Raw genomic sequence first — 12,687 nt, forward strand, 5'->3', positions numbered from 1 at the left:
ACGGTCTTGTCCAGTTATGCGTGACGATGGGGTCGGTTTTCAGGCCATACGCTATTGAAATTGTTTTTTGAGTGCGCGCCACAAAAAAGAGAAAAAACGGAAAGGCTTGGTAACCTGCCATGAAATGGTGGATTTAATGCGGGCAACTTCTTGCTCATTTTCGGCATGGGAGCGACGCAATTCTGCGATGTTTCTAGCAGCACGATAAAAGCCCACAACTTTAGACTCAAGCGCTTCTTCAAGACTGATGGGACCGCTGCCCGAGCCTAAAACCTGGTCGGCCAGTTGCTTTTCGTAGTGATTGGCCAAAACGAGATCCGCGTCGGTGAGTTTGAAGCCATTGAGTGAAGCAATTTTTTCGATCAATTGCCGATAAGTGAAATGAATGGTATTGTAATTTTCAAGGCAACCATCGAGTGAATGATAAATGCCGCGCACTATGATCCAAGCCAAGGTGATGGAGTCGTGACATACCCACTCTGCATCGATATAGCGCAGGCTGGTATCGGTGCAACAGACTAGGTTAGACGGTATACAGTCGACAAAATGACCTGGCAATCTGTCGGTTGTTTTTTCTGCGTTGCCGCGCAAAAAATTGAGCCACGGTGCAAAACATCCAGCTATCTCGTCTACGCTCGCTTCGCGCGCAATCGTCGCCTGAATACGCCCAATCAAAAGATTACCGGTAAAGTACTGGGAGGCGTTGACTGAATGTTGCAACCAGGCTGTGTGCGGTAAAGGCGCATCGGGGAAAAGTCGGCGTTTGACCACGTTCAATTCGCCCTGGTTTCCGGGAACGATGCTAGTTTCGACTTGATAGCATAGCCGGCGATTATTGCGGTTATAGATTTTCGCCAACCAGTTTGTGGCTCGTAATGTCCCATCAGTCACGCGGGCGAAGATGACAAACGAGTTGGCCAAGTCAGGGAGCAATCCATTTTCGAGTACTGCTCTCCATGCTAGACCCTCGGAAAAGGCGCGCTGATGGGTTTCAGGGTAATCCCGTCCTGTGTAGTGAATCAGTAAATCCGCAATGTTGAGACGATGGTCGTGCAAACTTGCCTCACTCAGAATCGCCCCCGGTAGCTTGTAATCAGGAAAAGGATAGAAAAAATCAAGGACTGAAAAGCCTGATTCTCTGAATTTTGCCGCTAATGCATGTCTACCAAACGTCACTGGATCGCAATTACGGTATAGGCCATTGATGCCAAAATAAGGAATGCCTACATGGTCTTCGTTGCATCCGTTGAAATACTTTAGGCCAAGTTGATTCTCGATGGCCACAACCAGTGCGCCATCTTTGGCAAGAAATCCCCCAGCTTTTTCCAAACAGGCACATACTGGGTCAGGTCCAGCGATGAACTGATTTGAGTACTCCAGCACGCCGATTAGCGTGACGAAATTGAATGCTTCGTCTGCTTGAAATTCGATTAGATTGTCGCAGTACACCGAAACATTCGGCAGATCACGACAACGTGCTGCTGCAATGGCCGCACGACGTCGACTACCTTCAACAGCGACGACTTTCGCCCCGGTCTCCCCCAAATAGCGCGTCATCGCACCACATCCGCAACCCAGTTCCAGAATGTGGTCTGACGGCCCGAGCGTAAAAGGGCGCAGCAAGTTGTGTCGAACGGGGCTCAGGTGGTATTCGCTGGGCCAATCCTTTATGGCAGAAGCCAACTCTGGGGAATTGGCGCTGACATCTTTGGCATTGGTTATGACAGAGAAAAGATACTCCTCGTTTTCATCACCATCCGAGTACGTGAGTGTGCTTGTGCCGGGCTTGGCCCATATCCGCTGGACTGGATCGAACTGGTAGTTTTTAGTCACCTACTTTTGCCTTATAAATTTGATAGGCCTGATGAGACAAATTTTGGAGTGGCTCGAAGTTATCCAGAATATATTGATGGGTCAGCGGATGCGTGTTCCTGAACCGCAATTCTTCACGCCCATCCAGCGGCAGATCGTAAACGAAAGCGAATGCAGGTTTGGCTTTTCTTAGGCGGTCTATCTCAGCTCGCTCAAAGGACTGCGAAACCGGGAGTAGTGCATAAATTTCCCACATCGGAGATTTACGTTCGAGTAGCGCGTAAGCCCCCGGCCAAAAAGGTGTGGCGATAAAAGCTTGATCATCTGGCGCATACTGTTGAGCCAACTTACGAAGCAGTCCAATGTCATTGGCTGTACCTGGATCAACCTGGAGCATATTGCTGGATATTTCGACATCGACACATTGTTTGCTGATGTGACATTGCCAGCCTGGATGCGCTATGAGCGATACCCATAGGCTCGCAGCGCACAAAATGAGCGACAGAGACCACTTGATTTTGGCGTGCTGGGCGGCCAGAAGAACCAGGCAACCGACCAGCAACGGGAAAATTCCAAGCGCGAGATGGCCCACATCGGCCCGAGAGTATGCGTAATGGGCGTAGGGTAGCGCCAGGGATGCTGCTGCTACCAGTGTCGGTGAGACTTGTTTGGCATGCATTTTCTGCCAGACTGCCCAAGCGATGCTTAGCACGCCAAAAACGACAGTGGCGATAAAAAACAGGCCAATCAGGACACCACGAGCTGCATCGCCAGGCGACATTGAGTTGAAATTCACGCGCCAAGGCCAAGGGATTGGAAGTGGGATATTCGTCGCCTTCATCTCAAACATGAAGCGGATGCTGTCCCAAAATCCGACGGCAAAGCCTGGAACCAATAGCACCATGATCAGTATCGGGGCGTAGCCGGTAGCAACTCCGAGTGCCCAATATGTAAAGCACTTGAATAATTCTGGAACTTCAGTTCGCTTGATGCTCAACCAGCACATGACTGCAAGGCTTCCCGCAAGGGCGTAAACGCCATGGTTTCGTCCAAAAGTTGCTACGATGCCGACACATAGACCGGTCAAAAAATGGCGTCTGATTGACGGGTTTTGAACCAGAAAAGTCAATACGCCAATCAAGAAAATGGACAGCGAGATGTCAAACAGCTTATGGCGGGGAAACATCCACACGGCCAGGGTCACGGCGGATAGCAACAAATATAGGAAGCTCTGCTTTTTTGTAGCGCGGGCTATCAACAAGAGGCCGACAAATAATCCCATTGCCTGAAATATGGCAACAGCACCTCTCAAGGTCATGATGCCGTTGTTGCCCCATAGGCTCATTAGAGTTGCTGACCAATAGTAGCGACCGGGATCGTAAGACATGAAGTCGCGAACAGGCACCTCACCCAGCACGACCCGCTGGGCACCGTACCAGAGAAAGCCCTCATCCCACAGGTTGAACCCAGTGCGACCCTGCCATGTGAATAAGGCAGTGACAACAAAGATGGCCAAGGCCATTGTTTGCAGGAAATCCCGATCAAAGACGGTACTTCGAGGCATTAAATTTGTTTGAAAGGGAAGATGCGTCAATCCAGAATGTGGACAGATGGATTCATCGCAATCTCGCCTGACGATGTCATCGGATGAGCGATCCGCAGGAAGATTGAATCGTAGCGCCGGTCGTGGGGCACGAGGCCGCTTTCAGTGTCACCGGCCACACCAACAGAAATCAAGTAATCTCCAGAATCGAGAAAGGGCTGAAAGCGAAAGCATACCTTTACAAGATTGCCAGCTTTCTGAGACCTGAAAGGTGAAGCTGAGGGCGATTGACGTGAATTCATCGTGAAGAGTTGTGCGCCGTCAGCGGTCTTGATGGTGAGACCATAGACCGGTTGATCGACAGCATCACGGAATATCACCTTGATCGTCAGCTCTATTTTCAGTCCAGAAGAAAAAACTTCTGGATCAGTCAATTTGTTTTGGATCAAACAGGCATCCGTGATGACTGCGGCGCGGTCACCCCAACGGGTTTCTTTTGCGTTGTAGAACGAGTGTGATGAAAATGGATCGTCTAAGGCACGGCTATCCAAGGGATGTCTCTCTGGGTTTAGCGCCTTCTTTGTGTATAACGTGAGTGTTTCTGAAGCATTGCCATCGGCAAGCAGGTTGCCGCCGTCCAGGATGAGAACGCGATCACAGAAGTGACCAACCTGCTCCAGTACATGAGTCACCAGAAGGATTGAACCACCCGCTTTCTGAATGGATTTGATGTGCTGAAAGCACTTTGCCTGAAAAATTGCATCCCCAACGGCAAGAGCCTCGTCAACAACCAGGATTTGTGGATCCACATGGATGGCCACCGCAAACGCCAGCCTGACGAACATTCCGCTTGAGTAGGTTCGCACCGGCTGATCAATGAACTCGCCGATGTCAGCAAATGCCGCGATGTCGTCGAAGCGAAGCACCATCTCTTCCTTGGAGATGCCTAGCACTGCCCCCTGAAAATACACATTCTCCCGACCGGTGAATTCCGGATTAAAGCCGGCACCCAATTCAAGCAACGCAGAAATTCGGCCGTTGACTTCCACAGAGCCCGAGGTTGGTTTGAGAATGCCGCAAACCAATTGCAACAGCGTGCTTTTCCCGGACCCGTTGCGTCCGATGATGCCAACGGTTTCACCTTTTTTGATCTCGAACGAGACATCCTTCAAGGCAGTGAATTCTTTGTGAAACTGCTTTTGTCCAAAAGTCAGTGCCTGCTTGATGCGGTCCCCAGGGTGGCCAAAGATCCGGTAGGTTTTAGTCAGGTTTTTGACCGAAATCACAACATCAGAGCGCATCAGCAAATTCCTCCCGACTATGCTGAAAGAAGGCATAACCCAGCATTGCACCCACCAAACACAAGACAAAGGTGATGCCCCAGGCACCCCATGCAATCGGCTGGCCGGTGACGGCGGCGCGGCTGGCTTCGATCACGGCGCTCAGGGGGTTGTAGTGATAGACCGGTTGCAACACGGCTGGCACGGCGCTTACCGGGTAAAACACGGGCGACATGAACATCAGCATTTGCACGAACATCGGCACGATCTGGGTCATGTCCTTGATGAATACGCCCCATGCTGCCACAAACCACGACAGCCCCAGGCCAAGTAGCAAGGCAGGCAGCAGCAGCAACGGGAAAAGCAGCACCTGGCCCTGAAGCTTGCCCATATAAGCCAGCGCAACCAGCAAAATCAGAAAGTTGAAGCTGCCATGCACCAGGGCCGCGCCAAGCGGCACCACTGGCAGGATGTGCACCGGGAAGATGATCTTCTTGACAAAGCTGGGGTAACCACGCACAGCGCCCGGCGCGCGTGACACCGTTTCGGCGAAGATGTTGAAAGTAATGAGGCCGCAGTAGAGCAGCAGCCAGAACGGCAGGCCGCTGTCTTGTTGCGGCCAGCGCGCCTGGAATATCTGGCCGAAGACGAAGGCAAAAATAATCAGCATGAACAGCGGGCTAAGAAAAATCCACAGCACGCCAAACATGGCGCCCCGGTAGCGCAGCAGCACATCGCGCTTGATGAGTTGGCCAAGCAGGTAACGGTGCCGCCACACGTCCGACCAGATGCGCAGTGGGTTGAATGTGCCGATGGTCACCGTGATCATTCCGGGAAGTCTTGGCATCTCTCAAGCGAATAGCCCAGGTGACCCGCGGCGAGGTGCGGGCCAAACCGTTCTTCTAGCAGAAGTTCAATCTTTTCCCGTGTCATAAGTCCACACGCGAAACAAACAGGTATATCTGCGCCTCTCTGTCAGCCCGGCGAATGGTCTCGCTGATGGTTGATTGCTCTTCAGTTGCTAATCGCATTATTTCTCCAGGACATTTTCGGAGCAGTATTCACGGGCTGTTTTTAATTTGAATCTTACACGCTTACCGGCTCCGTCCCGCCTTGTATTTCCCCTTGCCCGCGCCAATCACGCCGTCGGCCAGTGCCAGCCGGGCCATGGCTTTGTGGGCGTGGGCGTGGGTGATGGCCAGGCCCAGCGCGTCGGCAGCGTCGGGGCCGGGCAGGCCGGGCAGGTTCAGCAGGCGCTTGACCATCTCCTGAACCTGGCCTTTGCTGGCGCGGCCCCAGCCCACCACGGCCTGTTTCATCTGCAGGGCGGTGTATTGCGACACCGGCAAGTCTGATGACACCAGCGCGGTAATGGCGGCACCGCGCGCCTGGCCCAGCAGCAGCGTGGATTGCGGGTTGACATTGACAAACACGATCTCGATGGACGATGCATCGGGCTCGTAGCGCGCCACCACTTCGCGAATGCCGTCGAACAGCACCTTGAGGCGCTCGGGCAGCAGGTCTTTGTCGAGGTGCGTGGTGCTGATGGTGCCGCTCGCCACGTAGCTCAGCTCGGAGCCGCTCACGTCCACCACGCCAAAACCGGTGGTACGCAGGCCGGGGTCGATGCCGAGGATTCTCATAAATCGAAATACCAGCGCGCCGAATGAAAGAACACCGGCGCGGCAAAGCAAAGCGAGTCGATGCGGTCGAGCATACCACCGGCTCCGGTGACCGCTTTACCCTGGCCTTGCCAGATCGGGATGCCGCGGTCGCGCTTGAGGGCTTTCATGACCAGATGCCCGAGCGAGCCCGCCGCGCAGGCGATGAATGACAGGGCAAAGGCCTGGCCCGGCACAAAGGGTGTGATGCCCGCCAGCAGGGTGCCCAGCAGACTGCCCGCCGCCATGCCCCAAGCCCAGCTTTGCCAATTGAAACTCTGGCTGATCTGTGCTGCCGCAGGGGGGCGTGGCCGGTAGCGGGCCGTCAGGTGCTGCGTGACCATGCAGGTTTGCACCACCAGCACCAGAAACAGCACCAGAAAGGCGTTTTGCTTGTCGTAGCGCGGAAAGTCCAGCAGCATCAGGGCCGGCACATGGCTCATGCCGTAAATGCAGACCATGATGCCCCACTGCAGCTTGGCGTTGCGCTCCAAAAAGCGCACCGGGTCGTTGGCCAGCGCGCTGGCCACCGGCAGCGCCAGAAACACATAGACCGGGATGAACACGGTGAACAGGTTGAAGTGCTCGGTGCCCACCAGAAAATACTGAATTGGCAACACCCCGAAAAAAGCCAGCACCAGGCTGCGGTGGTCACCCTGGCGCGTCGGCGACAGCGTCAAGAACTCGCGCAGCGCAAAAAAGGAACCCAACGCAAACAGCACCAGGCGCGTGATGTCGCCAGCCAGCCAGGCCACCCAGAACACAAATATCAGCGCCCAGCTGGTGCGCAGCAGGCCGCTCAGGTTCTGAATGCGATCGCCCTGGCCTTGCTGTTCCTGTACATCGTCATGCTCGCGCATCGACAATAAAAACAAGGTGAGCGAGGCCAGCAACAGCAGGCCGAACACCAGCACGAACATGGCGCCGATCTGCTGCGACGGACTGAGGTTTTTCAGGGTCTGGTACACGGTTCGGCCTCAGATGTCGCGAAGAGCCATGACCGCGCTACGGGCACGCTGCAAAAAGGCGTGGCAGTCTTCGCCAGCCTGCACTTGCATGGGCACGCCAAAGGTGACCGAGCACAGCACCGGCACCGGCACCACCTCGCCCTTGGGCATGACGCGCTGCACATTGGCGATCCAGGCCGGGATGAGCTCCACTTGCGGGAACTTGAGTGCCAGGTTGTAGAGCCCGGCCTTGAAAGCCTGCGGCTCGTCCGCATGGCCGCGCGTGCCCTCGGGGAACAAAATCAGCGAGTCGCCCGCGGCCAGGGCGTCGATGAGCGGCTCCAGCGGGTCCTCGGTCGCGTGGCGCTCGCGCGAGACGTAGATCACGTTGAACACTGCCGTGGTGATCCATTGCCTGACGGGCGACTTGGTCCAGTATTCGCGTGCCGCCACCGCCCTGGTGCTACGGCGCAACTCCTTGGGCAGGGCAGCCCAGATCATCACCAGGTCGGCGTGGCTCTGGTGGTTGGCAAAGTAGATGCGTTGCTCGGCCTTGGGCGGGCAGCCCCACCAGCGCGCCTGGGCACCGGTGAGCACCCGGATGAGCCCCAGCAAAAACAGGCCCACGGCGCTGGCCGCCAGCGGCGACGCCCAGGTGGCAGCGCGGCTGCGCCAGTTTTCCGGGAGGCGCGGCACCGGGCTCATGGCAGTTCGGCGCTTTCAAGACGGCGCGCAATGATGCCGGCGCGGCCCGCCACATAGCTTGAATTGGGAAGCTTTTCAAAATACTTGGGGCGCGGCAGCATCACCGCCAGCCGCGCGGCTTCATACGTGCTGAGTTGGGCGGCGGATTTGCGAAAGTAATGCAGGGACGCCGCCTCGGCGCCGAACACGCCTTCGCCCCATTCGACGCTGTTGAGGTAAATCTCCAGAATGCGCTCCTTGCTGAGCACGGCCTCCAAAAGCAGCGTGAGGAAGAATTCCTGCCCCTTGCGCAGAAATGTGCGTTCTTTCGATAAAAACAGGTTCTTGGCCAGTTGCTGGGTGATGGTGGAGCCACCCACTATTTTGGGTGCCTTTGCCGGTCTGGTCGAGGGTGTCTTGGCCGCCGCTTTGGACTGGTTCCTGGCGGCGTTTCTCGCTTGTGCCTGCGCTGCCAGTTCTTCCGCCCGGGTGTTTTTTTGCCAGGCTTTCTCTATCGCGTCCCAGTCCACGCCGTCGTGGTTGGCAAAGCCGTCATCCTCGCTGGCGATCACCGCGCGCTTGAGGTTGTTGGATATCTTGTCGTAAGGCGCCCATTGCTGGCGCCAGCGCAATGCGTCTTTCTGTGTGACCACACGCCAGGCTTCGGAGCGCTCGAAGGTGGTGGATTGCGGGTCGATCACCAGCATGGCGGCAATGCGCGCCACAAAAAACATTTGCAGCAGCAACAGGGCGACTGCCACCAGGCCGAGCCAGCGCAAAAACGGCTTCATGGTTTCAGTGCCCGCCCGCAATGACAGCCTGCAACTCGGCCAGCACCTGGCCAGAAGGCGGGCGCACGCCGCGCCAGATCAAAAAAGCTTCTGCGGCTTGCTCCACCAGCATCCCCAGGCCGTCGCGCGGCACGGCGCCATGTGCGCGCGCCCAGTTCATGAAGCCTTGCGCGCCGGGACCGTACATCATGTCGTAGGCCAGCGCGCCGGGCTTCAAAACGCGGGCGTCGACCGGCACGCCCGCGCCGCTCAGGCTGGTGGTGGTGGCATTGATGATGACGTCGAAAGATTCATTGAGTTCGTGCAAGGTGTGCGCTTGCAGCACGGTGCTTTGCCGCGCGGCCAGGGCTAGATGCCGCGCCACCAGTTCGCTGGCCTTGTGCAGTGTGCGGTTGGCCACGCTGATGTGCGCCGGGCCGGCTTGCAGCAGCGGCCCCAGCACGCCGGCAGCGGCGCCACCCGCGCCAATGAGCAGCAGGCGCAGTCCCTTGAGCGGCAGGCCGGCATTGCGCTCGATGTCGGCCACCAGGCCGCTGCCATCGGTGTTGTCGGCCAGAATCTGGCCGTCCTTGAAGGTCAGCACATTCGAAGCCTGCGCCAGCAAGCCGTGCGCGCTGATGTGGGTGGCAATCCTGGCCGCTTCGAATTTGAACGGCACGGTGATGTTGCAGCCGCGCCCGCCCTCTTCAATGAAGGCTTGCACGCCGCGGGCAAAGTCGCTGGTCGCAATTTCGCGCTTGTCGTAGCGAAGCTGCTGGCCGGTGAGTTCGGCAAAACGGCCGTGGATCCAGGGCGAGCGGCTGTGCGCCACGGGGTGGCCCATCACGCAGTAGAGGTCGGTGGTCATTGGGTGGATTGAGGCAGGGAATTATTGGGCGTTGAGTCTGGTTTCCAGCGTGTCGTCGCGCGTGAAATTGAAGCGCGACACCACGGCGATTTCATCGGCCTGGCGGCGCATGGCGGCGCTGAATTTGCCAAAGGGCCCGGCGCTGCTGGCGATGGCGTGCGCCTGCCGGTCCAGCATCGGGTTGCCGGAGCTTTGCACCACTTCGGTGGAGAGCACGACACCGGCACTGTTGATGTTAACGACCATGGTCAGTTCGCCATACAGCTTCTGGCCGTTGGCCTGCGGGAAATTCTGCGTGCCCCGCTCTTCGATGGCGCGGCGCAAGTGGTCGTAATACAGCGCATACACCGCTTCGCGCGTGGCCGGGCTGATGTAGCGCTTTTTCGGGCGGGCGTTTTCCAGGTTGATGCGGCGCTCGATTTCGGCCAGCAGCTTGACGAGCTGTTTCTGCTTTTGCTCGCGTTGCGCCTGCTCGGGGCTCAGCGTTTCCTGACTCGGCTCGTCGGGCGGCAGTTTGGCCAGCAGATTCTTGACCTGCAAGAGCATCAGATGTTGCCGCTCCTGCAGCTCTCGCTGCTGGCGTTCCTGCTCCTGTTCCTTGTCCTGGCCGTCAGTGTTGAGCAGGGCCGGCGGCAACGGACTTTTGGCACGGCCCGATGTTGCCTCGCCGCCGCCGGCCAGCGCGGCCTGGGCAATGGCCTGCGCCTTGTCAGGCTGCTCGCGGGTGTCTGAATTGACCAGAATGACTTCGAGCGGACTGTCCTGCATCACCCGGCTGAAAGCCTGGGGGTCCACCAGACGCACGGTCAGCAGCGCCGCGTGCACCGCAATAGAGGCGCCCAGGGCGATCTGCAGGGTACTGAGCGGCAGCAGCTTCACGGCGCGGTGACAACCTCTGCTGGAGGCGGGTTGGGGGCGGCGTCGGCGTCGCTCAGGTCCACGGCGATGGTGATCGGACCGACTGCGGTGTCGTCGTCCTGCTCTTCTTCGGCATCGAACACCTCGGGTTCGGCGTCGAGGCGCTCGATCACGGTGCCGTGGATGTCGAGCGACACCAGGTCGATGTCGCCCAGCTTCACAAGCACCCGCGCGCCGCGCGGCAGCCCTTGCGCGCCCATCACCGGCAGCACCAGCGGCAGGTGGTCGGCGCGCACCAGGTTGTCCTTGAACAGGGCGGCCTCGATCTCGGTGATGCCCTGCTGCTGCACGTATTTGAGCGTCCAGTAGCGCTCGATGGCGTTCTGGTAGCCGTTGTAGGCAAAGTAGGCCGCGTCAAAGCTGGAGATGATCGAGAACAGCTCGGCGTCCTTGGGTTTGAACGGCGCCACCAGCGCGGCGGTTTTGCCGTGGCGCGCGCAGGCAATGATCTGCCACTGGTTGAGCAAGTCCACATAACGGCGCAGTGGTGAGCTGCTCCAGGCATAACTTTTGACACCGATTCCCGCATGTGGCAATGCCTTGGTGCCCATGCGCACCTTGACACCCGGGGCCATGCTGGCCTGGCTGCGGTAAATGCCGGGCACGCCGAGCTCGGCCATCCAGCTGCCCCAAGTGCTGTTGGCCAGGATCATGGCTTCCGACACAATCAAATCGAGTGGCGCGCCGCGCTGGCGCACGCTGATTTGCACCTGCTCGGTGCCCTGCGGCTCGGCGCCGTTGTTGCCGACCAGCCTGAAGTTGTAGTCGGGCCGGTTGAAGTTTTCGGGCTTGCCGCGCACCACCTCGCGTTTGGCCTTGAGGTCTTGCGCCAGACGGTACAAAAACGAGAGCTGCGGACGTTTGTGCTGCAGCGGCGGCGGGTCCGTGTCGTGCATGAAAGTTGGGTCTTGCAGCCACTCAGGGGTGACCACCGCATCGAGCTGGTCGTGGCGCAAATTGGCGCCGATGTGCACACGCTCCAGCTTGGTCTCGGAGGCCTTGATTTCCAGCGTGGCTTCGTCCAGCGTCACATAGAGCGACACCGCAGGGCAGTCGCGCCCCTCCATCAGGGTGTAGTTTTGCACCACCTCGTCGGGCAGCATGGTGAGCTTGTAGCCCGGCATATAGACCGTGGACAGGCGCGCGCGGCCCAGAAGGTCGGCCGCACTGCCGGGCTGGATGGCCAGGCCGGGCGCGGCAATGTGGATGCCGATCACCACGGTGCCCGTGCCCAGGCCTTGCACCGACAGCGCGTCGTCGATCTCGGTGGTGGCGGAATCGTCCACCGAAAAAGCCCGCGCGGTCGACAGCGGCAGCTCGTCCTTGATAAGCGGTGCGTCGAGCTTGGGAAAACTCGTTCCCTTGGGGAAGTTTTCCAGCAGGAAGCGCTTCCAGTGGAACTGGTAAGGCGAATCGATGGCGCCGGCCTTGATCAGCAGGTCGAGCGGCCCTAAGTGGGTGGCACGCGAGGCCTCGACCACAGCCTTGTACTCGGGCGCGTTTTTGTCGGGTTTGAACAGGATCTTGTAAAGCTGGTCGCGGATGGCCTGCGGGCAGACGCCTTCACTCAATTCCTTGACCCAGGCTTCGATCTGCAGCGCGATCTGCTTCTTTTTCTCGATGGCGGCCAGCGCCTGAGCCAGGATGTCGGCCGGCGCCTTTTTAAAGCGCCCCTTGCCGGCGCGGCGAAAGTAGTGCGGCGCCTCATACAGCGCCATCAACGTGGCGGCTTGCTGTTCCAGCGTGGCGTGATCCGAGAAATAGTCGCGCGCCAGCTCGGCAAAGCCAAAATCGCCCTCGGGCGCAAATTCCCAGGCCATGTCGAGCTCGATGGCGGCGGCCACGGCCTGCGCGCCAGTCATTAATTCATGCGGCGCGGGTTTGTCGAACTTGAGCAGCATGTTGGCCGACTTGACCTTGACGCGCTTGCCCGAATCGAGCTCCACCTGTGCCGATGTGTCCGCTTCAGAGAGGATGCGCCCGGCCAGGAACTTGCCGGTTTCTTCAAATAATAAGTACATCGGCGAATTGTCCCATGGCTTGCGCATGGCTATTCATCACCCCGTGGAAGGGACTTCCTGTAGACATGATGGATGACCTGCCAACCTCGTAAACGTGGGTTATGTTTCGAGGTTGGAGAACTTCGTAACACAGAGCCATTAACGAGGAGACAGGTCATGGAAAAGTTTAACGGCATTTATGTT

The 12,687-nt window shown here is 58.0% G+C and carries 11 protein-coding genes; all 11 read right to left on the bottom strand.

Going from position 1 to position 12,687, the window contains the following annotated elements; all coding sequences use genetic code 11:
- Positions 1 to 51 precede the first annotated feature (51 nt).
- Positions 52 to 1,833, bottom strand: a complete 1,782-nt coding sequence (locus PHF15_RS15140) for a methyltransferase domain-containing protein (protein WP_300122388.1) — start codon at positions 1,831 to 1,833, stop codon at positions 52 to 54.
- A complete protein-coding gene (locus tag PHF15_RS15145; RefSeq protein WP_300122390.1) occupies positions 1,826 to 3,376 on the bottom strand; it encodes a hypothetical protein in 1,551 nt (516 codons plus the stop codon). Before PHF15_RS15145 ends, PHF15_RS15140 begins: the two co-directional genes overlap by 8 nt.
- Before the next feature lie 26 nt (positions 3,377 to 3,402).
- Positions 3,403 to 4,656: an ABC transporter ATP-binding protein gene (locus tag PHF15_RS15150; RefSeq protein WP_300122392.1), complete on the bottom strand. Its 1,254-nt coding sequence runs from the start codon at positions 4,654 to 4,656 to the stop codon at positions 3,403 to 3,405.
- Entirely contained in the window at positions 4,646 to 5,455 is an 810-nt protein-coding gene (locus tag PHF15_RS15155) for an ABC transporter permease (RefSeq protein WP_300122394.1), read from the bottom strand. The genes PHF15_RS15150 and PHF15_RS15155 overlap by 11 nt, the downstream gene beginning before the upstream one ends.
- Before the next feature lie 274 nt (positions 5,456 to 5,729).
- On the bottom strand, positions 5,730 to 6,278 hold the full coding sequence (gene ruvC, locus PHF15_RS15160; protein WP_300122396.1) for a crossover junction endodeoxyribonuclease RuvC: 549 nt from the start codon (positions 6,276 to 6,278) through the stop codon (positions 5,730 to 5,732).
- A complete protein-coding gene (locus tag PHF15_RS15165; protein ID WP_300122398.1) occupies positions 6,275 to 7,264 on the bottom strand; it encodes a phosphatidate cytidylyltransferase in 990 nt (329 codons plus the stop codon). The genes ruvC and PHF15_RS15165 overlap by 4 nt, the downstream gene beginning before the upstream one ends.
- A 9-nt stretch (positions 7,265 to 7,273) precedes the next feature.
- On the bottom strand, positions 7,274 to 7,948 hold the full coding sequence (locus PHF15_RS15170) for a lysophospholipid acyltransferase family protein (protein WP_300122399.1): 675 nt from the start codon (positions 7,946 to 7,948) through the stop codon (positions 7,274 to 7,276).
- Positions 7,945 to 8,718 (bottom strand): transglycosylase domain-containing protein, encoded by a 774-nt coding sequence (locus PHF15_RS15175; RefSeq protein ID WP_300122401.1) that lies wholly within the window; start codon positions 8,716 to 8,718, stop codon positions 7,945 to 7,947. The genes PHF15_RS15170 and PHF15_RS15175 overlap by 4 nt, the downstream gene beginning before the upstream one ends.
- Positions 8,719 to 8,722: 4 nt before the next feature.
- Entirely contained in the window at positions 8,723 to 9,565 is an 843-nt protein-coding gene (aroE, locus tag PHF15_RS15180; RefSeq protein ID WP_300122404.1) for a shikimate dehydrogenase, read from the bottom strand.
- A gap of 21 nt (positions 9,566 to 9,586) precedes the next feature.
- Positions 9,587 to 10,438, bottom strand: coding sequence for a TonB family protein (locus tag PHF15_RS15185; protein WP_300122408.1), 852 nt, complete (start codon positions 10,436 to 10,438; stop codon positions 9,587 to 9,589).
- 2 nt (positions 10,439 to 10,440) lie between these two features.
- Entirely contained in the window at positions 10,441 to 12,504 is a 2,064-nt protein-coding gene (locus tag PHF15_RS15190) for an RNB domain-containing ribonuclease (RefSeq protein WP_300122406.1), read from the bottom strand.
- Positions 12,505 to 12,687 lie beyond the last annotated feature (183 nt).

Source organism: Rhodoferax sp., from assembly GCF_028689295.1.
In the GTDB taxonomy this organism is placed as follows: Bacteria; Pseudomonadota; Gammaproteobacteria; order Burkholderiales; family Burkholderiaceae_C; genus Rhodoferax.

What these genes read in the sequence shown, in the direction of transcription:
- ruvC (WP_300122396.1), bottom strand. Translation starts at nt 6,278, where the DNA reads ATGAGAATCCTCGGCATCGACCCCGGCCTGCGTACCACCGGTTTTGGC.
- PHF15_RS15175 (WP_300122401.1), bottom strand. Translation starts at nt 8,718, where the DNA reads ATGAAGCCGTTTTTGCGCTGGCTCGGCCTGGTGGCAGTCGCCCTGTTG.
- aroE (WP_300122404.1), bottom strand. Translation starts at nt 9,565, where the DNA reads ATGACCACCGACCTCTACTGCGTGATGGGCCACCCCGTGGCGCACAGC.
- PHF15_RS15150 (WP_300122392.1), bottom strand. Translation starts at nt 4,656, where the DNA reads ATGCGCTCTGATGTTGTGATTTCGGTCAAAAACCTGACTAAAACCTAC.
- PHF15_RS15145 (WP_300122390.1), bottom strand. Translation starts at nt 3,376, where the DNA reads ATGCCTCGAAGTACCGTCTTTGATCGGGATTTCCTGCAAACAATGGCC.
- PHF15_RS15190 (WP_300122406.1), bottom strand. Translation starts at nt 12,504, where the DNA reads ATGTACTTATTATTTGAAGAAACCGGCAAGTTCCTGGCCGGGCGCATC.
- PHF15_RS15170 (WP_300122399.1), bottom strand. Translation starts at nt 7,948, where the DNA reads ATGAGCCCGGTGCCGCGCCTCCCGGAAAACTGGCGCAGCCGCGCTGCC.